The following is a 24,172-nucleotide window of genomic DNA, read 5'->3' as shown; positions in this document are numbered from 1 at the left end:
CTGACGACACGAGACCCGCGGCCGCGAGGCCGCGGGTCTCTTCGTGTCCGGACCCCGCGGCGCCTCAGCCGAGCCGCGGCACGTGCGGGGCGCAGTCGCGCGGCAGGGTCCCGTCGAGCCGCGGATCGGGCGCGACCTCGACGTGGATCGCGAAAGGAACGAAGCCGGAGCGCCGGTAGAAAGCGAGCGCGCCGGGATGGTCCAGCGTGCAGGTATGCAGCCAGAACCGCGCGATCGGGCGCGCCCAGGCCCGGCCGATCGCCGCGTTCATCAGCGTGCGGCCGATCCCGGTACCGACCGCGTCCCCGGTCAGTCCGAGGAAGACCAGCTCGCAGGTGCCGGGCCGGCGGAAATCCAGTTCCAGCATGCCGACGTTCCGCCCGTCCCGCCGCAGCGCGAGGATCTCGACATCCCGGTCGGCCAGGATCGCCGCCAGCGCTTCGTCGGCCAGGGTGAGGCGCGAGAACCAGAGCCAGTCGGCGCCCACCGCCCGGAACAGGCTCCGGTAGGTCTCCGGGTCGGTGCGTTCCAGGGCCTCGAGGGCGAGCCCGGGCGGGAACGGCCGTCCGGGCCGCGGGGGCGGCGGGCGCAGCATCTCCAGGCTGGTGACGATCGTGGCGAGATGGCCGGGCGGCACCGCCGCGTAGCCCGGTGTGAGGGTCGGGATTCCCGTCTCCGGCAGCATCGATCCCCTCCGCGGTCGCCTCGGCGCGGCCCGGTCACGCGGAAAGCGGGCGCCGCCGCGCGACCAGCCACGGCAGCACGCAGGCTGCCGACACCGCGATCGCGGCGGCGTAGGCCGCGACCGGGTCGATGCGCCCGAGCAGCAGGTGCACGCAGACATAGAAGGCCAGCACGCCGAACGCGCCCTGGGCGCTGCCGCGCACCACTTCCAGGGCGGCGCCGACGCCGTCCTGCGCCCGGGCGAAGACGATGAGCGGCCAGGAGATGATCGGGATCGGCGCCAGGACGCCGCTCAGGCCGGAGCCGAGATGCGGCGCCAGCCCCGAGACCATCAGGACCAGGGCGGTGGCGGCCGCGAGCCGGGCCGGCATGTCCCAGCGCGGCGGGCGCGCCCGGCGGGCCGGCGATTCGGTCCCCGCGGCCGGCCGGCACAGGGCGACCACCAGGACCATCGCCGGCAGGTCGATCGCCGTGGCGAGCCACAGGCCGGGCTGGATCACCCCGTGCAGCAGCGCGCCGCCGAGGACGAAGCCCGCGAGGGCGAGCAGCGCGGCCGCGAGGCCCCCCGTCCGCGGCGCGGCGACGGCGTAGACGAGGTAGCTGACGGTGACCGCGCCGAGCCCCTCCACCGAGCCGATCGCCGCGTCGGCGGCGAAGCGCTCGCCCTGCTCGGCGGCGAGGTAGATCGAGATCGGCGCCGAGGTCAGCGGGAGGCCCGAGAGCAGGCCGCCGACGAGGCTGCCCCACCGGCGCGCGGCCGCCGACACGGCCCACATCAGGGTCGGCGTGACGACGATCTTGGCGGCGATCAGGCTCATGGCGACCAGCGGGGCCCGGGGCCTCAGGCCGCCTGGGGCGGCCCGTCATCCTCCGGGTCGGCGGGCGAGTTGAGGATGTCCTCGAGCTCGTCGACCAGCCGGTCGACCTGGTCCTCGGTGGCGAGCACCTTCAGAACCTCCCCGGTCTCCGTCTCGACGGCCAACTCGATATGCGGCCCGACCCGGGCCGTCAGGATCCGGGCCAGGATCTTGATTGCGCTCATGCGAGTGCCTCCTCCGCGGCGATGAGGCCGACCGCCACCGCCGGTCCACAAGTCGAGATGCCGTCGCGCGCGCCGCCGATCCGGTCCGCCAGCAGCGTCACGAGCGGTGTCGAGGGCCGGCCGAGACGCTCGGCGAGGCGGGCGCCCACGAAGGCGCCGGCGCCGCACAGGACGAGGGGCGCGTCCGCGCCGATGTCGGGCCGGCTGAGGATCTCCGCCGCCGCGTCGTGCAGCAGGCGCAGCTGCGCCTCGGCGAAATGGGCGGCGAGCGCCGTCCAGGCCGCTCCGGGCGCCTCCGCCCGGTCCCGCCCGACGATCCGGGCGAGCCGGGTCTCGCTCTCGGCGACCGTCTTGCCCTTGCGGTCGCCGCTCGGCTGCTGGTCGGCGCCCTCGGGGAGCTGGCCGAGGATGCGGTAGACGTCCGCCATGTGGGCGAAGGTCTCGGTCATCAGCCGGGTCCGGCGGCCCGCGAAGGGGGCGTGGTCGGACAGGGCGATCACCGGCGTGCGCACCGCGCCGGTATAGACGAGCTCGCCGGTCTCCAGCCGCTCGGCGTCGCTGTAGCCGGTCGCGGCCGGCCGCCCGCCCACGACGGGAATCAGGTCGGCGGTGGTCGAGCCGATATCGACCAGCAGCGCGTCCCGGACGTGCCGGCCGGCGAGCGCCGCGGTGGCGTGCCAGTTGGCCGAGGCCACGTCCGCCGACAGGGACGCGGCCGCCTCGGGGGCGACGAGGCCGGAGCGGCCGGCGTAGATGCGCACGGTCCCGGCGAGGTGCGACCCGGCCCATCCGGCGAGCGCCGCGACGCCGTCGCGCCGGTCGGCGAAGCAGTCGGTCAGCTCGCCCGTCATGGTCACGGCGTGCAGGGCCGCGCCGCGGGCCCAGTCGGGGGCGGCCTCCAGCGCCCGGTCGAGGGCCGGCAGGCCCTGCCAGAGCGGGCACGGCACCTGGGCGGCGGCCGCGACCCGGCCGTCCTCGACCAGGGCAACCTTGACGTGGACCCCGCCGAGGTCCCACCCGATGGTCGTTGGGTTTGATGAGCGCATGGGACCGCGATGAGCGCCTCGATGGACCACAGGATCGGGCGCCCCGGCTTCGCGGTGATCCCGGTGCTCGATCTCCGGGGCGGCCGCGTGGTGCGGGCGCGCCGGGGCGAGCGCTCCTCCTATGCCCCGATCGAGACGCCCTTGGCAAAGGGCTCGGCGCCGGACGCGGTGGCCCGCGGGCTGGTCGACGCGTGGCCCGCCGCGATCCTCTACGTCGCCGATCTCGACGCGATCATCGACCGCGCCGCGCCCGATCTCCGCGCCCTGGAGGCGATCGCCCGCGCCTGCCCGGGAATCGCCCTGTGGGTCGATGCCGGCTTCGCCGAGCCGGCCGGCGTCGCGGCGTTCCTGGACACCGGACTCGGGCGACCGGTGATCGGCAGCGAGAGCCAGGCGGATGCCGACCTCGTGACGCGGCTCGGCGACCGGGCGGTGTTCTCCCTCGACACGCGCGGCGCGGAGCGCCTCGGCCCGGCGGCCCTCCACGAGGATCCCGCGCTCTGGCCCCCGGAGGTGATCGCCATGACGCTGGCGCAGGTCGGCGCCGGGTCCGGCCCGGACCTCGCGGCCCTGGGAGCCCTGCGCGCGCGGGCGCCGGATCGCCGCCTCTACGCGGCGGGCGGCGTGCGCGGCCCGGACGACCTGCGGGCGCTCCGGGCGGCCGGGATCGCCGGGGCGCTGGTCGCCTCGGCCCTCCACGACGGCACCCTGTCCCGGGCGACGGCGCCGGACCTCGCCTGACGCTTCCGGCCCGGGCCCGCGGCTGCTAAACCGCGCGACAGAGAGACCACCGACACGAGCCGTCAGACGATGGAAAAGTTCACCACCCTGGAGGGCGTCGCGGCGCCCCTGCGGACGATCAACGTCGATACCGACCGGATCATCCCGGCGAAGTACCTGAAGACGATCCGGCGGACCGGCCTCGGCAAGAGCCTGTTCGCCGAGATGCGCTACCGCGAGGACGGCTCCGAGAACCCGGACTTCATCCTCAACCAGCCGGCCTACCGGAACAGCAAGATCCTGGTGTGCGGCGACAATTTCGGCTGCGGCTCGTCCCGGGAGCACGCGCCCTGGGCGCTGGCCGATTTCGGCATCCGCTGCGTGATCTCCACGAGCTTCGCCGACATCTTCTTCAACAACTGCGCGAAGAACGGCATCCTGGCGATCGTCATGTCGCCCGAGGATCTGGAGAAGCTCTTCGAGGACGCCGAGCGCGGCGCGAACGCCACCCTGACGGTCGACCTGGCGGCGCAGACGATCCGGGGACCGGACGGCGGCACCCTGCATTTCGACGTCGACGAGGGCCGCAAGCACAACCTGCTGAACGGACTCGACGAGATCGGGCTGACGCTGGAGCGCGTCTCCTCCATCGACGCCTACGAGCAGAAGCTCGCCCAGCGCGAGTGGGCCTGAGCGACCGGACCCGCGTCCCGACGGCGGTCGCGTCGCGCTGAGGCGACCGCCGGTCCGAGGCCAGGGCCCGCCTCACCCGAGCCGCATGGACAGCTCCACGTCCTCGGCGAACGGCACCGACAGGTAGCCGCGGCTCGGCGCGCGCACCCGCTGCAGGTAGTCCGGGCTGTGGTCCGCGTTGTCGGCGACCACCAGGGCCCCCGGTCCGAGGCGACTCTCCACGAGGCTCAGAACCTCCGGATAGAGCCCCTTCGCCCCGTCGAGGAGCAGCAGGTCGACCGAGTCGGGCAGGTCGAGGCCGAGGGTCTGGAGTGCGTCGCCCTCGCGGAATTCGACGAGGTCCGCCAGCCCGGCCTCCATCAGGTTCGCCCGCGCCCGCACCACCTTGGACGGCTCGAACTCGCAGGTGATCAGCCGGCCGCCGCCGTTGTCGCGCAGGGCCGCGGCGAGGTGCAGGGTCGAGAGACCGAAGGACGTGCCGAACTCGACGATCGTCCGCGCCCGGCGGGTTCGGGCGAGCATGTAGAGCAGCCGGCCGGTCTCCCGCGAGACCGCGAGGGGCATGTCCTTGAGCCGGCTGTAGAAGTCCCGGTAGCCGGTGCGGCTCGCCATGAGGCGCGCCCGCTCGTCCGCCGAGAGATCGCCGATGGCGCTCAAGGGTGAGGAGGCCTCCGCCTGCGCGAAGAGACTGTCCAACAGCGACGCGATACGCGGTTCGGCGAGTGTGGATGCTGAGAGTGACATGGCGCGTTGCTTTCCGTCTTGCGCGTTCAACTGAACACGACGCAGAGTACCGGCACCCCCTGCCCGCGCCTATTCGCGTTCCGAGCCCCGCCCCATGCCCAACCGGCCAAGTCTCGGAATCTCCAAGCGAAAGCAGCCCCGGCAGGCGCGCTCCAGCGACCTCGTCGCGGCCGTTCTGGAGGCCGCCGCTCAGGTTCTGGCGGAGGTCGGCGCGGCGCGGTTCACGACGGCGCGGGTCGCCGAGCGCGCCGGCGTCAGCATCGGCTCGCTCTACCAGTACTTCCCCAACAAGGCGGCGATCCTGTTCCAGCTCCAGAGCGACGAGTGGCGGGACACGTCCGCGCTCCTCGCCGGCATCCTGACGGATCCCGCTTGCGCGCCCGGCGAGCGCCTGCGCGCCGCCGTCCACGCCTTCGTGCGCTCGGAATGCGCGGAGGCCGCGATGCGCCGGGCCCTCGACGCGGCCGCCCCGGCCTATCGCGACGCGCCCGAGGCCGCGGAGCCGCAGCTGGCCGGCTCGCAGGCGTTCCGCGACTTCCTGCGCGCGGCACTTCCCGCGGCGCCCGAGACGGACCTGGCGGTCGCGGGCGAGATCATCGCGATGACGCTCGGCGAGGTCGGCGAGCGCATCTCGGAGATGGTCCGGACCGAGGCGGCCATGGCGACCTTCGCGGACGCCCTGGCCGACATGCTCTGCGCCTATCTGGACCGCCTGGGCAGCCGAGATTGGGCCGGCACGCCGTCCTGAAGACGAGCCCCGGACCCGGCGAACCGGACATGGCCCTATCCCGGTCGGCTCAGCCGGACTCGCCGGTGAACGCCTCGAAGGCGCGGGCGGTGTAGACCAGGGCGGCGCCGGCGTTCAGTGCCACCGCCACGCCCAGCGCCTCCACGACCTCCTCCTTGCTCGCGCCGGCCTTGCGGGCGGCGTCGGAATGCACCGCGATGCAGCCGTCGCACCGGGTCGTGACCGCGACCGCGAGGGCGATCAGCTCGCGGGTCTTCGCGTCCAGCTTGCGCTCGGTCGGGGCCGCCGCGGCGAGCTGGTCGTGGGCCTTGAGGAGGTCCGGGCTCACCGCACCGATGCGCTCGAGCGTGCTGACGAGCTCGGCGCCGTACTGATTCCAGTCCTTCATCATGCGTCCCGTCTCCCTGTTCGTTGACCCGACCGGCGATGCGCCAGTACGGTACCAACCTACCGGTTGGTAGGCCGCAGGGTCAAGACGAGGCGGGTTTCCTCACCGTTCGTTAACCCACATGTCGCCTGAATCCGCGCCCAGACTCCGTTCCGCATCGTGAGGATCGTCAGCATGCCGAAGCACCCGACGGGACCGAGGACGGCGCGCGCGCTCGGGCTGCTCGCCGGCATCGCGGTCCTGCCCCTGGCGAGCCTGCCGGCGCGGGCCGATTTCAACAGCTGCCTCGCCGGCATCCAGTCGCAGGCGGCAGCGGCGGGCGTCTCGGCGCAGACCTTCCGGGCCGCCACGAGCGGCATCGGCTACGACGACAAGGTGATCGAGCTGTCCCAGGCGCAGCCCGAGTTCAAGACGCCGATCTGGGACTACATGGCGGCGCTCGTCGACGACGAGCGGGTCGAGGACGGGCGCGCGGCCATGCGCCAGAACGCGGCGGCGCTCGCCCAGGCCGAGTCGCGCTACGGGGTCGACCGCTACACGATCGCGGCGGTCTGGGGCGTCGAGTCGAATTTCGGCAAGAACCTCGGCAAGATGCCGCTGGTGCAGTCGCTGGCGACGCTCGCCTGCTCGAACAACCGCCGTCGGGACTTCTTCCGCGGCGAGCTGATCGCCACCCTGCGGATCATCGAGCGCGGCGACATCGCGCCGGAGCGGCTGACCGGCTCCTGGGCGGGCGCCTTCGGCCAGACCCAGTTCATGCCGACGACCTATCAGCGACTCGCCGTGGACGGCGACGGCGACGGCCGGCGCGACGTGGTCGACTCGGTGGCCGACGCCGTCGCCTCCACCGCCAACTTCCTGCGCGTCGCCAAGTGGCAGAACGGTCAGGTCTGGGGCTACGAGGTGAAGCTGCCCCGCGGCTTCAACGTCGGCGCCGCCGGGCGCAAGAACAAGAAGCCGGTCGCCCACTGGGCGTCGCTCGGCGTCACCCGCGCGGACGGGCGCCCGCTCTCGGGCGAGGGCCCGGCCGGGATCCTGGCGCCCGCCGGCATCGACGGACCGGCCTTCCTGGTGACCCGGAACTTCGACGCGATCTACTCGTACAACGCCGCCGAATCCTACGGCCTCGCCATCGCGGTCCTGTCCGACCGGCTGCGCGGCCGGCCCGGCGTCCAGGCCGCCTGGCCGACCGACGACCCGCCCCTGTCGCGGGCCGAGCGCCGCGACCTCCAGACCCGGCTGGCCGCCCGCGGCTACGACGTCGGCGAGCCGGACGGCAAGGTCGGCCAGAAGACGCGCGACGCCATCAAGGACGTCGAGCGCCGGCTCGGCATGACACCGACGGGCCGCGCCGGCGGCAAGGTTCTGGAGGCCCTGCGCGGGGGATGAGCCGGCGGCTGATCACGTCGGGGTCCCCGTTCGAGCGGGATTACGGCTACTCCCGGGCGGTGGTCGACGGCGACACCGTCTACCTCTCTGGGACGACCGGCTACGACTACGCCACGATGACGATGCCCGACGGCGCCGCCGCGCAGGCCGAGGCCTGCTGGCGCACGATCCGTTCGGTCCTCGCCGAGGCCGGAACCGGCCTCGCCGGCGTCCTGCGCGCCACCTACTACGTCACCGACCGGGACGATGCCGAGGCCGTGCTGGCCGTCTGCGGGCGGGTGCTGGCGGACGTCCGGCCCGCCGCCACGATCGTGGTCGTGGCGGGCCTCCTGCGCCCCGAGATGCGCGTCGAGATCGAGGTGACCGCGCGGATCGGCTAGACGCCTGTCCCGCTCCCGATCGCGCCGTCTCCGCGCCGTTCCGCCGGGCCGCGGCGCCACTCCGATCCGCCGATGACGTCATCCCCATCGTGCCCGAGCTCTGCGTGCAAGGGAGCGGTTCGATCCCGGTCATTCGGGCTGGTCGGGCGTGGCCCCGCGCCGCGGGCACGATCTCAGGTTCTGCTCGCCGACTGACGGCCCGCTCCTGCCGCCGGCGCAGACCGCGTCGCGAGTGACCGCTTCCTCGCCCGCCCTGTGCGCCTGAACCGTGTGTCTCTCAGATCTCGATCCAGATCTGCGAGATCACGTTGACATGCGGGCTCAGATTTATCAGGCCACACCGCAGCATCGACGAGTTTGTCGATCTCGCGGAACGTATTATGATAAGAAGATTTTTGAGTAAAAATCTATCACGTCGGATGATGACGCAGATTGCCTTGATAGGGCTGCTTATATCGGTCATCGGTGTCATCGGACTGCGCATGTATTACCAAGAGATGCTGTCGGGGCGGCTGAAGTCCCTGCGCACGGTCACGGAGTTGTTCACCACCTATGCGCAAAGTCTCGAGAGCCGGGTCAGGAGCGGCGCCCTGTCCCGTGAGGCGGCCCTGGCGGAGCTGGCCGAGACCGCCATGGCCATGCGATTCGATAACGGCACCAACTACGTCGCCATCTACGCGATGGACGGCACGGTCCTGGCGGTCCCCGACCGCCGTCTCGTCGGCAGCAATCAGCTGGAGACCCGGGTCAACGGCGTTCGCGCGGCCGGAACGCTGATCGAACGGCTGAAGACCTCCGACACGGCGACGCTGAGCTATCTCTACCCCCGGCCGGGGCACGAAGGCCTGTCTCCGAAGACGACGCTCGCCGTCAGGTTCGAGCCCTGGGACATCATGATCGCGGCCGGGACCTACACCGACGACATCAGGGCCGCCTTCCAGGCGCTCGCCCTCGCGACGACCGGCCTTCTGCTCGGGGTCGGCGCGCTCGGGGTGATCGGCTCCGTCCTGATCGGGCGCGGCATCACGCGCCCGCTCGACCGCCTCGGCCGCCGGATGCAGGCGCTCGCCCGGGGCGACGGTGCGGAGCCGATACCGGGACTCGAGCGGACGGACGAGATCGGTCAGATGGCCCGGACCGTCGAAGTGTTCCGGCAGGCGCTGGTCGCCAAGGCCGAGACGGACCGGGCGGTCGCGCGCGAAGCTGAGGCCAAGGTCCGGCATGCGCAGACCCTCGACGCGCTCACCCGGGCGTTCGAGGCCCGGGCCGGGGCGCTGATGACGGGCGTCTCCGCGGCCGCCACCGAGATGCAGGCGACCGCCGAGGCGATGGCGCGGACGGCGTCGCGCACGAGTGCCCGGGCGACGCGCGTCGCCGGGGCCGCGCAGGAGACCGCCGGGAGCGTGCAGAGCGTCGCCGCGGCCACCGAGGAGATGGCGATCACCATCCAGGAGATCTCCGGACGGATGGCGCAATCCTCGGCCAAGACCGCGCGGGCGGCGACCGAGGCGCGGCGTACGGACGCCCTCGTGGGCGATCTCGCCGACGGGGCCGAGCGGATCGGGGCCGTCGCCAGCATGATCGCGGGCATCGCCCGTCAGACCAACCTCCTCGCCCTCAACGCCACGATCGAGGCGGCGCGGGCCGGCGAGGCGGGCCGGGGCTTCGCCATCGTGGCGGGCGAGGTCAAGGCGCTGGCCGAGCAGACCGCGGCCGCGACCGAGGAGATCGCCGCGCGGATCGGCGCGGTCCAGGCCTCGACCCGGCAGGCCGTGGAGGCGATCCACGGAGTCGGCCGCAGCGTGGGCGAGGTCAGCACGCTCGCCGCGTCCGTCGCGGCCGCGATCGAGCAGCAGGGCGCGACCACCGAGGAGATCGTGCGCAGCGTCGCGCGCGCGGCGGCCGGCACGGAGGCCGTCACCGGCAACATCGCCGAGGTCTCGCAGGGCGCCGAGGCGACGGGCGAGGCGGCCGAGCAGGTCCTCGGCGCCGCGATCGACCTGTCGCGCAGGTCCGATCAGCTCTCCGCCGAGATCCACCGGCTCCTCGACGGGATCCGGGCTGCCTGAGGCGCGCTATCGGCCGACTGGACGGACCTGTCGGCCACGAAAAAACCGGCCCGGCTGAGCCGGACCGGTCTGAAACGGGGCGATCGCTCCGGCCTGCGGAGCGAATCGGACAGCTTACTCGGCGGCAGCCGGCGCCTGGGCCGGGGTGTCCTTGGCCTTGTAGCGGTCGGTGCGCTCGACGATGCGGGCCGACTTACCGCGCCGGTCGCGCAGGTAGTACAGCTTGGCGCGGCGCACCTTGCCGCGGCGGGCCACCTTGATCGAGTCGATCATCGGCGAATGGACCGGGAAGACGCGCTCCACGCCCTCACCGTAGGAGATCTTGCGGACCGTGAAGCTCTCGTTGAGGCCGCCGCCCGAGCGGGCGATGCAGACGCCCTCGTAGGCCTGGACGCGGGTGCGCTCGCCTTCCTTCACGCGGACGTTGACGATGAGCGTATCGCCCGGCTCGAAATCTGGGATGGTCTTGGCGAGGCGCGCGACTTCCTCGCGCTCCAGCTGCTCGATGATGTTCATGGCATAGCTCCGGCCGTCGCGCCGTTCCGCCCCTCATGGGCGATCGGCGCCAGGATTTCGGCGATCCTGTTGTGAGTTGGGCGGCTCTCTACAGGATCGTCGCCGGCTTGTCGATTGGGTTGCCGCCGCGATCGGTCCGCGGTGCTGCCGATGGTCGATCGATACCGGATCGGGGCCCGGTGCGCGCCGCCTGTCCGGGAGAGCGCCGGGTCCGCGTCCCGCGCCTGCTCCGACATCGGGCGCCGCGCGCGGCGCCCTTTCCGGGAGGCGCCCCGGCCTCGCGTCAGCGGCGCTCCTTGGATTCGCCGGGCCGTACGTCCGGCAGCACGCAGGCGTCGAGGAAGGCGGCGAGATCGTCCGTGATGTGGTCGATATGCGGCTCGCGCACCGCCTCCTGCTCGAAGGCCTCGCGGTAGGGATCGGTGACCTTCGGCACCACCAGCACGGTCGCCATGCCGAGGTCGTGCGGCACCGCGAGGTTGCGGGCGATGTCCTCGAACAGGGCGGCGCGGGTCGGTTCGACGGCGTGCTTCTCCAGGAACCGCTCGTAGGTCGTGCGCTCCGGCTTCGGCACGAAGTCGGCGGCGGCGATGTCGAACACGTCCTCGAAATGGTCGAGGATGCCGAGCTTCGCGGCGACGTTCTCGGCGTGCCGGCGCGACCCGTTGGTCAGGATCAGCTTGCGCCCGGGCAGCCGCTCGATCGCGTCGCCGAGGCTCTTGTCGAGCTTGATCGACGAATGGTCGATGTCGTGCGCGAAATCGAGGAAGTCGTGGGGATCGACCCGCGACTCGACCATCAGCGCCGACAGCGTCGTGCCGTAGCGGTGGTAGAAGTACTTCTGCAGGGCGCGGGCCGAGATCCCGTCGAGCCCGTAGAGCTGCATCACGTACAGGGTGATGCGCTCGTCGACCTTCGGCCAGACCGCCGCGTCGCTCGGGTAGAGCGTGTTGTCGAGGTCGAACACCCAGGTGTCGACATCGGCGAAGCCGCGCGCCGCGGGCGTGGTGAACTGGGCCTTGTCGGGGTGGTGCACCGGAACCCCTCAGGTTGCTGTTGCCCTGGAATCTGGACCGGAACGGTCAAGCTCGCAAGTTCGGTGCTTGCCGGTACCTTGCCCGGGCCTTGCTGGGCCGGCCCCTCCGGGGCGGGCGGGGTACGACAATGCGCCGGGCCCGCGGAGGTTGCGCCCGCGCGTTGCGCCGGGATCCGGCACAGTGCGCGGGCGGTCCGGATCTCAGCCGCGACGGATCAGGGTGCCGGCACCGTAATCGGTGAACAGCTCGAGCAGCACGGCGTGGTTGACCTTGCCGTCGAGGATGACGACCGCCTCGACGCCGCGCTCGATCGCGTACATGCAGGTCTCGATCTTCGGGATCATCCCGCCCGTGATGGTGCCGTCGGCGATCAGGCGCCGGCAATCCTCCACGGTGAGTTCCGGGATCAGCTTCTTGTCCTTGTCGAGGACGCCCGGCACGTCGGTGAGCAGCAGCAGGCGCTTGGCGCGGAGCGCCCCGGCGATCGCCCCCGCGAAGGTGTCGGCGTTCACGTTGTAGGTCTGCCCGTCCGCCCCGTAGGCGACCGGCGCCAGGACCGGGATCAGCTCGGCCTTGAGCACCGCGTCGAGGACGCCGCGCTCGACGTGGTCCGGCTCGCCGACGAGGCCCAGATCGACGGTCTGCTCCACGCGGCTCTCGGGATCGACGACGGTCTTCATCGCCCGCTTGGCCCGGACCATGTTGCCGTCCTTGCCGCACAGGCCGACCGCCCGGCCGCCCTCGGCCGAGATCCAGCCGACGATCTGCTTGTTGATCAGGCCGGCCAGGACCATCTCGACCACCTCGACGGTGGCCTCGTCGGTGACGCGCAGGCCGCCGCGGAACTCGGACTGGATGCCGAGCCGGTCGAGCATCTTGCCGATCTGCGGTCCGCCGCCGTGCACGACGATCGGCTTCAGGCCGGACTGCTCCAGCAGGACGATGTCCTCGGCGAAGTCCTCGGCCGCGGCCCGGTCGCCCATGGCGTGGCCGCCGTACTTGATGACGACGATCTCCTGGTCGTAGCGCTGCATGTGGGGCAGCGCCTGGGCCAGGACCTCGGCACGCACGTGCACGTTGGGCAATTCGGTCATCGCGGTCCTTCACCGATCCTTGGGTCGGGTCCTCGGGGGCGGATCCGGGCCTCCCCGTCGGGCGGGGGCGCTTCTACAGGAAGCCGCCCGCGCTGCGAAGCCGCCCCGCGCGCCGTCGCGGAGGCGCGCCGCGCGGATCGGCGGCCGATGCGGGGCGCTCCGGGACCCGCTGTCAAACTACAGTCATCCTTCGCGGGTGTTGCATTCCCGTGACAGACTGGAGCAGATCCAGGCTGGCCCGGGTTGCATCCTCACGCGGCCCGGATCATGTTGCATCGCAGCAAGCCGAGGGCGAGCTGCCGGGAGGGCCCGATGCGGATTGCGATGATTGGGGCCGGATATGTCGGCCTGGTCTCCGGCGCCTGCCTGGCCGATTTCGGCCACACGGTCGTGTGCATCGACCGGGATCCCGATAAGATCGCCAGCCTGAACGCCGGCCGCATGCCGATCTACGAGCCGGGCCTCGACGTCCTGGTCGCCGAGAACGTCCGCCAGGGCCGGCTCGCCTTCCGCGCGACCATGCGGGACGCCGTGGCCGAGGCGGACGCGGTCTTCATCGCGGTGGGCACGCCCTCCCGCCGCGGCGACGGCTTCGCCGACCTGAGCTACGTGTTCGATGCCGCCCGGGAGATCGCCGGGTCCCTGTCCGGCTTCACCGTGGTTGTGACCAAGTCGACCGTTCCGGTGGGCACGGGCGACGAGGTCGAGCGCATCATCCGCGAGACCAACCCCGAGGCGCAGTTCGCGGTCGTCTCGAACCCCGAGTTCCTGCGCGAGGGCGCGGCCATCGCCGACTTCAAGCGCCCCGACCGCATCGTCGTCGGCGCCGAGGAGGCCCGGGCCGAGGCTGTGATGCGCGAGGTCTACCGGCCGCTCTACCTCAACCAGGCGCCGATCATGGTCACCTCGCGCCGGACGGCCGAGCTGACCAAGTACGCGGCGAACGCGTTCCTCGCGGCGAAGATCACGTTCATCAACGAAGTGGCGGACCTGTGCGAGGCGGTGGGCGCGGACGTGCAGGCGGTGGCGCGCGGCATCGGCCTGGACAACCGGATCGGGTCGAAGTTCCTGCATGCCGGGCCGGGCTACGGCGGCTCGTGCTTCCCCAAGGACACGCTGGCCCTGGTCAAGACCGCGCAGGATGCGGGCACGCCGCTGCGGCTGGTCGAGACGGTGGTGGCGGTCAACGACCAGCGCAAGCGCGCGATGGCGCGCAAGGTGATCAAGGCCTGCGGCGGGTCGGTGCGCGGCCGGACGGTGGCGCTGCTCGGCCTGACCTTCAAGCCGAACACCGACGACATGCGCGACGCGCCCGCGCTGGCGATCGTGGCGGGTCTGCAGGACGCCGGCGCCGTAATCCGCGCCTACGATCCCGAGGGCATGGAGCAGGCTCGGATCCTGATGCCGGCTGTGGATTACGCCGAGAACGCCTACGCCTGCGCTGAGGGCGCCGACGCGGTGGTGATCGTCACCGAGTGGAACGCGTTCCGGGCCCTCGACCTCGACCGGCTGCGTCAGGCCATGTCGTCCGGTGAGGCGGCTCCCGTGCTGATCGACCTGCGCAACATCTACGACCCCGCGAGCGCCGCGCGCCACGGTTTCACCTATTGCGGCGTCGGACGAACCAAGGAGAGCGTCGCCCGGATCGGGTCTTGATCATCACCGCGCCGGCCTTCGAGCCCGGATTCCTGTGCGGGACCTGCGCGACATCGCGAAGATTTCTTCCGGAATCGGCATCGATGCCGCTAGACGGGCGGCGTCCGCGGAGGCGCAACTGTGGCTTTCTCGTGATCGAGCCCGCGTCTCGGCAGCCGGTCCGGCGGTTCAAACTTGGCGTTTTGACCGTAGGAATTGGATAAGCTTCTGATGAATACATGTCACAGCCTCTGGCAATTTTGCCACGCGGGGATGACCTCGCGTTAGGGCTGGTTGGACACCGCAATGGTGCCACAGTAAGGGGTGAGAGGGTACTCACTCGTCGAGAGCCGAGCCGACTTCCGATAACGAGCGTGTGCGAACCGAACGTGACACAACGTACAGACATTGCGATCGTCGGACGCGCATGCCGACTGCCCGGGGCCCCCAGCGTGGATGGGCTCTGGTCACTCCTGTCCGAAGGGCGCTGCGCCGTCAGCAAGGTGCCGGCCGACCGGTTCTCCCTGGAGCGGTTCGCCCATCCGCGCGCCCATGAGCGCGGCAAGAGCTACACCTGGGCGGCCGGTGTCATCGACGACGTGTGGTCGTTCGACCCGTCGGTCTTCGGGATCTCGCCCCGCGAGGCCGAGCAGATGGATCCGCAGCAGCGGATGCTGCTGGAGCTGACCTGGGAAGCCCTCGAGGACGCGGGCCTGCGCCCGTCGAGCGTGGCCGGCAGCAATATCGGCGTGTTCGTCGGCGCCTCGTCCCTCGATTACGGCAACCTGCGCATCCTCGACGCGCCGTCGGGCGACGCTTACGCGGCGACCGGCAACACGCTCTCGATCATCTCGAACCGCATCTCCTACATCTTCGACCTCAAGGGCCCGAGCTTCACGGTCGACACGGCCTGCTCGTCCTCGCTCGTCGCCTTCGACAACGCCGTGCAGGCGATCCGGTCGGGCCGCGTGGACACCGCGGTCGTCGCCGGCGTGAACGTGCTGGCGAGCCCGTTCAACTTCATCTGCTTCTCCACCGCGCAGATGCTCTCGCGCACCGGCCTGTGCCAGGCGTTCTCCAAGAACGCGGACGGCTACGTGCGCTCCGAGGGCGGCGTGGTGTTCGTGCTGCAGTCGGCCGAGGCCGCGCGGCGCAACGGCGCCACCGTGCGCGCGGTCGTCGCCGCCTCCGGCATCAACTCCGACGGCCGGACCACCGGCATCTCCCTCCCCTCGGGCTACGCCCAGGGCGCCCTGCTGGAGAAGGTCTACCGCGAGGCCGAGATCCGCCTCGACGACCTCGCCTTCATGGAGGCGCACGGCACCGGCACGCCGGTGGGCGACCCGATCGAGGCCTCGGCCATCGGCTCGAAGCTCGGCCGCGGCAGGCAGGCGCCGCTGCCGATCGGCTCGATCAAGACCAATATCGGCCACACCGAGCCGGTCTCCGGCCTCGCCGGCCTGATGAAGGCGACTCTGGCGCTCGAGCACGATCTCGTCCCGCCGTCGCTGCACGCGGCCGAGCTCAATCCCGAGATCCCGTTCGGTGAGCTGAACCTGGACGTCGTGCGCGCGCCGCTGAAGATCGGCCGCGGTTCGCGCGAGCGCTTCGCCGGCGTCAACTCCTTCGGCTTCGGCGGCACCAACGCCCACGTCGTCATCACCGACGCCCCGGCCTGGGCGAAGCCCGCGGCGGCGACCGCGGAGCCCCAGGCCCAGGTGCTGCTGCTCTCGGCCCAGAGCCGGGCGGCGCTGAACGAGCTCGCCCTCGACTACGCCGAGCGCCTCGAGGCCGCCCCCGAGCAGGTCGCGACCGTGGCGGCCGCGGTGGCGCATCGCCGCGAGCGCATGCCCGCCCGCCTCGCCGTCGCGCTCGACGGCAAGACCGACGTCGCCGCGGCGCTGCGCGCCGTCGGCGAGGGCGAGGACACGCAGGACGCCTTCACCGGCACCGCGGTCGACCGCGTCGCCGAGGTGGCCTTCATCTATTCCGGCAACGGCAGCCAGTGGGCCGGCATGGGCCGCGAGGCCTACGAGGAGAACGCGACCTTCCGCGCGACCTTCGACCGGATCGACACCCTGTTCCGGGCCTACTCGGACTGGTCGCTGAAGGACGCGCTCTACGCCGACGACCTCGACGAGCGCCTCGCGCTGACCAGCGTCTCGCAGCCGCTGATCTTCGCCATCGAGAGCGCCTCGACGGCCGCGCTCAAGGCGAAGGGCCTGATCCCGTCCTACGTCCTCGGCCACTCCGTGGGCGAGATCGCGGCCGCCGAGGCCGCCGGGATCCTCAGCCTGGAGGACGCGGTCCGGGTCATCTACTACCGCAGCCACCACCAGGAGACAACGCACGGCCAGGGCACCATGGCGGTGCTGCTGATGCCGGCCGAGGAGGTCGAGACCTTCCTCAAGGATTACCCGACCCTCGACATCGCCGCCTACAACAGCCCCAAGGCCGTCACGGTCGCCGGGCCGGTGGCCGACATCGACGCCGCCATCAAGGCCCTGTCGCGCAAGCGCCGCCGCGGCCGCAAGCTCGACCTCGCCTACGCCTTCCACGGACGGCTGATGGACCCGACCGAGAAGCCGCTGCTGCGCGACCTCGCGGGCCTCAAGTCGCGGACCGGCACCACCGCGATGGTCTCGACCGTGACCGGCTCGGTGCTGGGCGGCGAGAATTTCGGCGCCGGCTACTGGTGGCGCAACATCCGCGAGCCCGTGCGCTTCTGCGAGGCCGTGCAGGACGCCACCCGCCGCGGCGCCCGCGTGTTCGTGGAGGTCGGCCCGCGCGCGACCCTGATGTCGCACGTCGGCGACGCGGTCGAGCCGCTGGGCATCGAGACCGCCACGGTCGGCGTGATGCACCGCAAGGCTTCCGGCGGCGACCCGATCGCCAAGGCGGTCAGCGCCGCCCTCGTCCAGGGCGCGCAGGTCGACGAGACGCTGCTGTTCGGCGACGCCCCGAAGGGCGACGTCCGCCTGCCCTCCTACCCGTGGCAGCGCCGCCCGTTCCGCCTCGCCGACACCACCGAGGGCGTCGGCGCGATGAGCCCCCGCCCCTATCACCCGCTGATCGGGTCGCGCACGACCTTCGACGGGCTGGAGTGGAACGGCTTCGTCGACCCGGTGACCGTGCCGGAACTGGAGGATCACAAGGTCGACGGCCAGGTGATCATGCCGGGCGCCGGCTTCGTCGAGATGGCCCTGGCCTGCGTTCGCGAGGCGCTGCGCGACGACGAGGTCGTGCTGGCCGACTTCGAGATCGTGGCGCCGATGGTGTTCGCCGAGGACGCCCTGCGCGAGGTCGCGGTGCGCCTGTCGGGCTCCGGCAACGGCATCCAGGTGCTGAGCCGGCCCCGCCTGACCCAGACCCCCTGGCAGCTGCACGCCCAGGCCAAGATCGTCGAGGGCACCTTCTCGGCCCCGAAGACACCGGATCTCGACGGCTTCAGCTTCGAGACCGCGGGCGACCACGTGCTCACCGGCGACGCGCTCTACGCCAAGGCCCTCGCCTCCGGGCTCGGCTTCGGCCCGAGCTTCCAGCAGGTGGCGATGAGCGCGCGGCTCGACGACGCCACGATCGTCTCCGACCTGCTGCCGGCCGAGCCCGACACCCGCTACGGCCTGGTGCCGAACCGGCTCGACGCGTGCTTCCACGGGCTGATCCTGCTGTTCGCCGACCTGCTCGGCGAGAACGGCGGCAAGGCCTACATCCCGGTGCGCTTCGGCGAGGTCCGGATGCTGCGCCCCGGCGCGGTGATCGCCCGCTCGATCATCCGCACCCGCCGCTGCAATGAGCGCTCGATCCTGGCGGACTTCACGCTCCTCGACGCCGAGGGCGCGGTCATCGCGACGATCCGCGAGGGCCGGTTCCAGGCCCTGCGCGCCAAGAGCGGCGGCGACCTCTCGACCTTCGCGATCTCGCAGGTGCCGGAGCTCGCCACCGAGCCGACAGCGATCCCGATGGAGCGCCGCCCGAGCGTGGCCGCGCGTCTGCGCCCGCTCGCCGCCGAGGCGAAAGGGCCGTCCGACGCCGCCCTGTCGCCGGGCCACCTCCTGCTGGAGGGCTGGGCGACCTCGCTCGCCTACCGCCTCGCCTCCGGGCTGGCGCAGGGCGCCACCGTCTCGGTCACCGACAGCCGCGTGCCGGAGGCCCTGCGCCCCTGGCTGCTGAACGCGCTCTACGCCCTGGAGAGCAGCGGCCTCGCCGAGCGCGCCGGCCAGAACTGGACGCTCGGCGACGGCTCCGCCCTGCCGGCGCCCGACGAGATCATGCGCTGGATCGCCGGCGACCATCCGGACCTCTCGGCCGAGCTCGTGCTGATCGCCGATGTCGGCGCCCTGGTCGACCGGCTGCTCGCCGGCACGCTCACCGACGCACCGTCCCTGCCGCAGGGGGCGATCGACGCCTTCGTGCTGCGCTCGGCCACTGCGCGCCACGGCGCCGACGTGGTCGCCGGCCTGATCGAGCGGAGCCGTGCCCAGCTCCCGAAGGAGCGGGCGCTCCGCGTCCTGCAGGTCGGCTTCGGCCCGCTCTCGGCCCAGGCCGCGACCTTCGCGTCCGCCGCCGAGGCCCGGCTCACCGTCTTCGAGACCGACCGCCGGCTCGCCGAGCGCGCCCGCCTGTCGCTCGGCCGTGCCGCCGCCGTGGTCGAGACCGCCGAGGAGCTCGCGCCCGGCAGCTTCGACCTGATCCTGGCGTCGGGCAGCCTGCATCGCGGTGACCGGGCCCTGCCGGGCCAGCTCGCCGGGGCGCTCGCCACCGGCGGCCTGCTGGTGGCCGTCGAGCCGGGCGCCTCCCTGTTCCGTGACCTCGTGTTCGGTCTCACGGCCGGCTGGTTCGAGGAGGCCGCGGGCGGCCTGCCCGTGGGCCGGCTCGAGGACATCGAGGGCTGGCAGCGCATCCTGAGCGCCCACGGCCTGGTCAAGGTCGAGGTCGAGCGGGCCGCCTCCGCCAACGGCGACGACCTGCTGCTGACGGCCGAGGCGCCGGTGCGTCCGGGCCCGGCCCCGGCGCAGAGCTTCGCCTTCATCATCGGCTCGGACGACGAGTTCGCGGCCGAGACCGCCTCCTCCCTGGCGACCCTGCTGGTCGCGGGCGGGGTGCACGTCTCCATCATCCTCGACTCCGAGACCTCCCTGATGGAGCTGGAGAAGGAGACCCCCGACACGGTGGTGTTCCTGGCCGGCGCTTTCACCCGCGGCGGCGAGGCGTCCGAGCGCCTGCGCGACCGCTGCCTCAGCCTGAAGCGCTGCACCGAGCACCTGGGATCGCGCCAGACCAAGCTCTGGGTCGTGGCCCCGGGCGCGACCCGCGACCGCGGCGGCCAGACCACCAACATCGAGGCCGGCGTGTGGGCCTTCTCCCGCACGCTCGCCAACGAAGCCCCGAACCTCGACGTCCGCCGCATCGACCTCTCCCCCGAGATGTCGTCGAAGCGCGCCTCCGAGCGCCTACGCGACCTCATCCTCTCCGGCACCCCGGAGACCGAGATCGTGCTGGACGACGAGCGGACCCAGGTCGTGCGCTTCCATGCCGGCCGGCCGCAGCACCGGGATCCGGCCGACGCCGTCCCGGCCGAGGCCGCGCGCCTGGAGCGCAGCAACACCGGCGGCTTGAGCGAGATGGTCTGGGGGCCGGCCGAGCGCCGCGCTCCCGGCAAGGGCGAGATGGAGATCGCGGTCGAGGCCACCGGCCTCAACTTCCGCGACGTTCTCTGGGCGCTCTCGATGCTCCCCGAGGAGATCCTGGAGGACGGCTTCGCCGGCCCCCGCCTCGGCCTCGAGTGTGCCGGTCGCGTCACCGCCGTCGGCCCGGGCGTGAAGGGCTTCAAGGTCGGTGACCCGGTCGTCGCCTTCGCGCAGTCGGGCTTCGCCACGCACATCGTTGTGCCGGACCTCGTCGTCGCGCCGATGCCGCACGGCCTCGACCCGATGGCGGCCGCCACCGTGCCGGTGGCCTTCCTCACCGCCTATTACGGCCTCGTCTCCTGCGCCCGGATGCGGCGCGGCGAGTGGGTGCTGGTCCACGGCGGCGCGGGCGGCGTCGGGCTGGCGGCCCTGCAGATCGCCAAGCTCAAGGGCGCGCGGGTCATCGCCACGGCCGGCTCCCGCGAGAAGCGGGCCCTCGTGAAGGCGCTGGGCGCCGAGCACGTGCTCGATTCCCGCTCCCTCGCCTTCGTGGACGAGGTCCGGGCGATCACCGGCGACGGCGTCGACATCGTGCTGAACAGCCTGTTCGGCGAGGCGATGGAGCGCTCGCTCAACGCCCTCCGGCCCTTCGGCCGCTTCGTCGAGCTGGGCAAGCGCGACTACGTCGCCAACACCCATATCGGCCTGCGCCCGTTCCGGCGGAACCTCAGCTACTTCGGCGTCGACCTCGATCAGGTGATCCAGCACCAGGGCGACGACGGTGCGCGGATGTTCCGCGAGGTCATGGCCCTTTTCAACGACGGCGGCCTGAAGCCCCTGCCGTACCAGCCGTTCACGGCGGCCGAGACCTCGGACGCGTTCCGGCTGATGCAGCAGTCCGGCCACATCGGGAAGATCGTGATCAGCCCGCCCAAGGCCGGCACGATCATGAAGGACACGGCCCGGCCATTCACGGTCTCGGCCGAGGGCGTCCACCTGCTGACCGGCGGCCTCGGCGGCTTCGGCCTGGAGGCGGCGCGCTGGCTGATCGATCGGGGTGCCAAGCACCTCGTGCTCGCGGGCCGCAAGGGCGCGGCCACCGACGAGGCCAAGGCGATCGTCGCCGAACTCGCCGCGCGGGGCGTGACCGTCGAGGCCAAGGCCGTCGACATCACGAGCCGCGCCTCGGTGGACCGGCTCATCGCCGGGATCGAGCAGGGCGGCAGGAAGCTCGCCGGCGTGCTGCACGCCGCGGCGGTGCTCCAGGACGGCCTGATCTCCAACATCGACGCCGCGGCGCTCGACGCGGTGATCGGCCCCAAGGTGATCGGCGCCCAGCACCTCGACGCCGCGACCCGCGACCGGAGCCTCGACTACTTCGTCCTGTTCTCCTCGGCGACGACCTTCATCGGCAACCCGGGCCAGGGGTCCTACGTGGCCGCCAACGGCTTCATGGAGGGACTCGCGCGCCAGCGCCGCCGCCGCGGCCTGCCCGCGCTGGCCGTGGCCTGGGGCGCCATCGGCGATGTCGGCATGCTCGCCCGCAACAAGGCGGTCATGGAAGGCCTCGCCGGCCGCGTCGGCGTCACGCCGATGGAGGCCCGTCGCTGCCTCGACCTGATGGCCGAGGCGCTGGGCAGCCAGGGCACGTCCCCCGACGAGGCGGTCATCGCCATCGCGGCGATGCACTGGGGCAAGGCGCGCGAGCGTCTCGCCACCATGCGCTCGCCGAGCTACGCCGAACTCGGCTCGGACCAGCAGGCCGAGGCCGGCGGCGTCCAGGCGATCAACATCGCGTCGCTGCTCAAGGGCGGCGACCTCGACGCGGTCCGCAAGACCGTGTCGGACGCGATCGTCGAGGACATCGCCCGCATCCTGCGGCTGCCGAAGGACGACATCAGCCGCGTGCGCCAGCTCTCGGAGATCGGCCTCGACTCGCTGATGGGCGTCGAGCTCGGCGCCAGCCTGCAGGAGCGCTTCGCCCTCGACGCGCCGCCCGCCGGACTTTCGTCGGGCATGACCGTCAACGAGCTGTCGGAGTCCTTAATTCAGGCGGTTTCCGCGCCCATGGACGAGACGGCCGGCGTCGCGATGAGCCTCGTCTCGAAGCATGTCGGCGGTGAGGTCGATGCGCAGATCCTCGCGCCTCTCAAGGAACTCATCGAGCAGACGTCCAGCGAGATCAAAGAGACCAACTCATGACCGACACGGCACGGCCGGACGGCGGGCGCGCGGCGCTCGCCGGCTTCGTGACCAACCGGCTCGGGCGCGCGACGCCGCGCCCGGCCCCCGTCAAGACGGCCTCTCCCGCCGGCAAGTCGGCGGCGCAGAACTTCGAGAACCTGCCGGGCTACCGCGAGCTGAAGCTCCAGCGCCAGGCGGCCGACCTGATCGGTCTGGGCAACCCGTTCTTCCGCGTCCACGACGCCAAGGCCGGGGCCACAACGCGGATCGACCAGAAGAGCTTCACGAACTTCTCGTCCTACGATTACCTCGGCCTCAACGGCCATCCGCGGGTGAGCAACGCCGCCCGGGAGGCGATCGAGGCCTACGGCACCTCCGCGTCGGCGAGCCGCGTGGTGGCGGGCGAGCGGCCCGGGCACATCAGCCTCGAGCAGGCTCTGGCCAAGCACTACCAGTCCGAGGGCTGCATCGTGATGGTGAGCGGCCACGCCACCAACGTCACGACCATCGGCGCCCTGCTGGAAGCCGGCGACGTGATCTTCCACGACGCGCTGTCCCACAACAGCATCGTCACCGGCGCGCAGCTGTCGGGCGCCCAGCGCCGCTCCTTCGCGCATAACGACCTCGACGCCCTGGAGACCCTGCTCCAGTCGACCCGCCACGAGCATCGCCGGGCGCTGATCGTGGTCGAGGGCCTCTACAGCATGGACGGCGACGCGCCGGACCTCGCCGGGCTCGTGGCCCTCAAGAAGCGCTACGACGCGTGGCTGATGGTCGACGAGGCGCACGGCCTCGGCGTCACCGGCCGCACCGGCGCCGGCCTGTTCGAGCATTGCGGCGTCGATCCCCGCGAGGTCGACATCTGGATGGGCACGCTGTCGAAGACGCTGTCCACCTGCGGCGGCTACATCTGCGGCCCGATCGCGCTGATCGAGTACCTGAAGCACACGGCCGGCGGCTTCGTGTACAGCGTCGGCATGTCGCCGCCGCTGGCCGCCGCCGCCGAGGCGGCGCTGGCCGTGATGCACGCCGAGCCGGAGCGGGTCGAGCGCCTGCGCCAGAACGGCACCCTGTTCCTGGCCACCGCCAAGAAGCTCGGCCTCGACACCGGCTTCAGCCTCGGCCTCGCGGTCGTGCCGATCATCGTCGGCGACTCGCTGAAGGCGGTGACGCTGTCGGACCGGCTGTTCCGCCGGGGCATCAACGTGCAGCCGATCATCCACCCGGCCGTGCCGGAGCGGGCCTCGCGCCTGCGCTTCTTCCTCACCTCCGAGCACACCCCCGACCAGATCCGCGACACCGTGAACGCGGTGGCGGAGGAGCTCGCCGCCATCGACAAGGGCGGCTCGCTGATCGAGCAACTGCTGGCGAAGCGCGTCTGAGCCCGGCCGGGGCCGGGAGCCCCGGTTCCCCGAGAGCGTTACGAAGAAGGGGGCGCGGATCACATCCGCGCCCCCTTCGGCATTCGGGCGGCCGGTCTCCGCGGTCTCGGTCGGACGCGCGCATCGGCCGGATCGGCGCGACGCGAACCCGGCATCCGTCGCGCGATGGGGTGGGTGCCCGCGTCGCGGTGCGCCGCCTTACTTGGCGTAGGAATAGGCCAGGGCGGCCGAGGAGACGGGGCCCGTGACGCCGTTGAAGGCGGTGAGGACCTTCTGGACCTCGGTGAAGGGGGCGTTCGACACGTAGATCAGGTCGCGGTTGCGCATGCGGAACGCCTGGGACACGAACAGGCTGTTGGGGTCGCGCATGTCGATCCGGTAGACGACCGGCACCAGAGGCGTGCCCAGAAGCTTCGAGCCGGGGCTGAGCCGGCGCACGACGCTGGCCGGCTCGAACCGGAAGATGAACGTCCCGGCCGGGTCGGCGGCGAAGTCCGACAGGCCGCGCGCCTTGGCCAGCGCCTGCGCCAGCGTGATGCCGTCGGCCTGGAACGGCAGCTCGGTGCTGTTGCCCAGCGCGCCCACCGCGATGAAGGTCTGCGGGTCGCGCACGAGCGTCAGCACGTCGTTGGGCCGCAGGTAGATGTTCTCCTTGGGGTTCGACACCACCGTGGTCAGCGGCACGGTCGCGGTCACCGGCCCGCGCGAGAGCCGCACGAAGGTCTCGTTGACCGGCGCGCGGTTGCCGCCGGCGGCGGCGATGACGTCGAGGATGCGGTCGCCGTGGCCCG

Annotated in this window: 18 protein-coding genes and 1 pseudogene; 9 read left to right on the top strand and 10 right to left on the bottom strand. The window is 72.0% G+C overall.

What is annotated here, in order from left to right:
• Nucleotides 1–64 precede the first annotated feature (64 nt).
• From ACLBX8_RS19855 to ACLBX8_RS19840, 4 genes are read right to left on the bottom strand one after another with little or no spacing between them, the layout of a single operon-like run.
• Nucleotides 65–685, bottom strand: a complete 621-nt coding sequence (locus ACLBX8_RS19855) for a GNAT family N-acetyltransferase (protein ID WP_447700625.1) — start codon at nt 683–685, stop codon at nt 65–67.
• A gap of 34 nt (nt 686–719) precedes the next feature.
• Nucleotides 720–1,502 (bottom strand): hypothetical protein, encoded by a 783-nt coding sequence (locus ACLBX8_RS19850; RefSeq protein ID WP_447700624.1) that lies wholly within the window; start codon nt 1,500–1,502, stop codon nt 720–722.
• A gap of 23 nt (nt 1,503–1,525) precedes the next feature.
• A complete protein-coding gene (locus ACLBX8_RS19845; RefSeq protein WP_012317969.1) occupies nt 1,526–1,726 on the bottom strand; it encodes a hypothetical protein in 201 nt (66 codons plus the stop codon).
• Nucleotides 1,723–2,772 (bottom strand): hydantoinase/oxoprolinase family protein, encoded by a 1,050-nt coding sequence (locus ACLBX8_RS19840; RefSeq protein WP_447715646.1) that lies wholly within the window; start codon nt 2,770–2,772, stop codon nt 1,723–1,725. Before ACLBX8_RS19840 ends, ACLBX8_RS19845 begins: the two co-directional genes overlap by 4 nt.
• A 9-nt stretch (nt 2,773–2,781) precedes the next feature.
• Here ACLBX8_RS19840 and ACLBX8_RS19835 point away from each other — a divergent pair, with 9 nt between their 5' ends.
• Together ACLBX8_RS19835 and leuD are read left to right on the top strand one after the other, a co-directional pair.
• The gene (locus ACLBX8_RS19835; RefSeq protein WP_447700623.1) at nt 2,782–3,513 is read left to right on the top strand and encodes a HisA/HisF-related TIM barrel protein; all 732 of its coding nucleotides are present in this window, start codon (nt 2,782–2,784) and stop codon (nt 3,511–3,513) included.
• Between the two features lie 69 nt (nt 3,514–3,582).
• Nucleotides 3,583–4,185 carry a 3-isopropylmalate dehydratase small subunit gene (gene leuD, locus ACLBX8_RS19830; protein ID WP_447715645.1) on the top strand — a complete coding sequence of 201 codons (603 nt, stop codon included), beginning with the start codon at nt 3,583–3,585 and terminating at the stop codon, nt 4,183–4,185.
• Between the two features lie 72 nt (nt 4,186–4,257).
• On the opposite strand, the gene ACLBX8_RS19825 is transcribed toward leuD, so the two are convergent.
• Nucleotides 4,258–4,929, bottom strand: coding sequence for an O-methyltransferase (locus tag ACLBX8_RS19825; RefSeq protein WP_447715644.1), 672 nt, complete (start codon nt 4,927–4,929; stop codon nt 4,258–4,260).
• A 94-nt stretch (nt 4,930–5,023) separates the two neighbouring features.
• On the opposite strand from ACLBX8_RS19825, the gene ACLBX8_RS19820 reads away from it, so the two are divergent.
• A complete protein-coding gene (locus ACLBX8_RS19820) occupies nt 5,024–5,677 on the top strand; it encodes a TetR family transcriptional regulator (RefSeq protein ID WP_447700621.1) in 654 nt (217 codons plus the stop codon).
• A gap of 49 nt (nt 5,678–5,726) precedes the next feature.
• Here ACLBX8_RS19820 and ACLBX8_RS19815 read toward each other — a convergent pair whose 3' ends face one another.
• Nucleotides 5,727–6,068, bottom strand: coding sequence for a carboxymuconolactone decarboxylase family protein (locus ACLBX8_RS19815; RefSeq protein WP_447700620.1), 342 nt, complete (start codon nt 6,066–6,068; stop codon nt 5,727–5,729).
• Nucleotides 6,069–6,239: 171 nt separating this feature from the next.
• Between ACLBX8_RS19815 and ACLBX8_RS19810 the strand changes: the two genes are divergently transcribed.
• The 3 genes from ACLBX8_RS19810 to ACLBX8_RS19800 all read left to right on the top strand — a co-directional run bounded on the left by ACLBX8_RS19810 (nt 6,240) and on the right by ACLBX8_RS19800 (nt 9,903).
• On the top strand, nt 6,240–7,454 hold the full coding sequence (locus ACLBX8_RS19810; RefSeq protein WP_447715643.1) for a lytic murein transglycosylase: 1,215 nt from the start codon (nt 6,240–6,242) through the stop codon (nt 7,452–7,454).
• Nucleotides 7,451–7,834 (top strand): RidA family protein, encoded by a 384-nt coding sequence (locus ACLBX8_RS19805; protein WP_091980913.1) that lies wholly within the window; start codon nt 7,451–7,453, stop codon nt 7,832–7,834. The genes ACLBX8_RS19810 and ACLBX8_RS19805 overlap by 4 nt, the downstream gene beginning before the upstream one ends.
• Nucleotides 7,835–8,316: 482 nt before the next feature.
• The gene (locus ACLBX8_RS19800; protein ID WP_447715642.1) at nt 8,317–9,903 is read left to right on the top strand and encodes a methyl-accepting chemotaxis protein; all 1,587 of its coding nucleotides are present in this window, start codon (nt 8,317–8,319) and stop codon (nt 9,901–9,903) included.
• Nucleotides 9,904–10,017: 114 nt separating this feature from the next.
• Here ACLBX8_RS19800 and rplS read toward each other — a convergent pair whose 3' ends face one another.
• The 3 genes from rplS to argB form a co-directional block, all read right to left on the bottom strand.
• Nucleotides 10,018–10,419 (bottom strand): 50S ribosomal protein L19, encoded by a 402-nt coding sequence (gene rplS / locus ACLBX8_RS19795; RefSeq protein ID WP_091683176.1) that lies wholly within the window; start codon nt 10,417–10,419, stop codon nt 10,018–10,020.
• Nucleotides 10,420–10,702: 283 nt separating this feature from the next.
• Nucleotides 10,703–11,455 (bottom strand): pyrimidine 5'-nucleotidase, encoded by a 753-nt coding sequence (locus ACLBX8_RS19790; RefSeq protein ID WP_447715641.1) that lies wholly within the window; start codon nt 11,453–11,455, stop codon nt 10,703–10,705.
• Nucleotides 11,456–11,656: 201 nt separating this feature from the next.
• Nucleotides 11,657–12,550, bottom strand: a complete 894-nt coding sequence (argB, locus tag ACLBX8_RS19785) for an acetylglutamate kinase (protein WP_020095286.1) — start codon at nt 12,548–12,550, stop codon at nt 11,657–11,659.
• 312 nt (nt 12,551–12,862) lie between these two features.
• Here argB and ACLBX8_RS19780 point away from each other — a divergent pair, with 312 nt between their 5' ends.
• The 3 genes from ACLBX8_RS19780 to ACLBX8_RS19770 all read left to right on the top strand — a co-directional run bounded on the left by ACLBX8_RS19780 (nt 12,863) and on the right by ACLBX8_RS19770 (nt 23,381).
• On the top strand, nt 12,863–14,206 hold the full coding sequence (locus ACLBX8_RS19780) for a UDP-glucose dehydrogenase family protein (protein ID WP_447715640.1): 1,344 nt from the start codon (nt 12,863–12,865) through the stop codon (nt 14,204–14,206).
• A gap of 368 nt (nt 14,207–14,574) precedes the next feature.
• The gene (locus ACLBX8_RS19775) at nt 14,575–22,017 is read left to right on the top strand and encodes an SDR family NAD(P)-dependent oxidoreductase (RefSeq protein WP_447700616.1); all 7,443 of its coding nucleotides are present in this window, start codon (nt 14,575–14,577) and stop codon (nt 22,015–22,017) included.
• Entirely contained in the window at nt 22,014–23,381 is a 1,368-nt protein-coding gene (locus ACLBX8_RS19770) for an aminotransferase class I/II-fold pyridoxal phosphate-dependent enzyme (protein ID WP_012317954.1), read from the top strand. Before ACLBX8_RS19775 ends, ACLBX8_RS19770 begins: the two co-directional genes overlap by 4 nt.
• A 198-nt stretch (nt 23,382–23,579) precedes the next feature.
• Here the strand turns inward: ACLBX8_RS19770 and ACLBX8_RS19765 are convergent.
• Nucleotides 23,580–24,172: pseudogene (locus ACLBX8_RS19765) on the bottom strand (polysaccharide biosynthesis/export family protein); the annotation flags it as partial.

This window comes from Methylobacterium sp. D48H (genome assembly GCF_053345715.1).
This window is presented reverse-complemented; position numbering and strand designations above follow the sequence as displayed.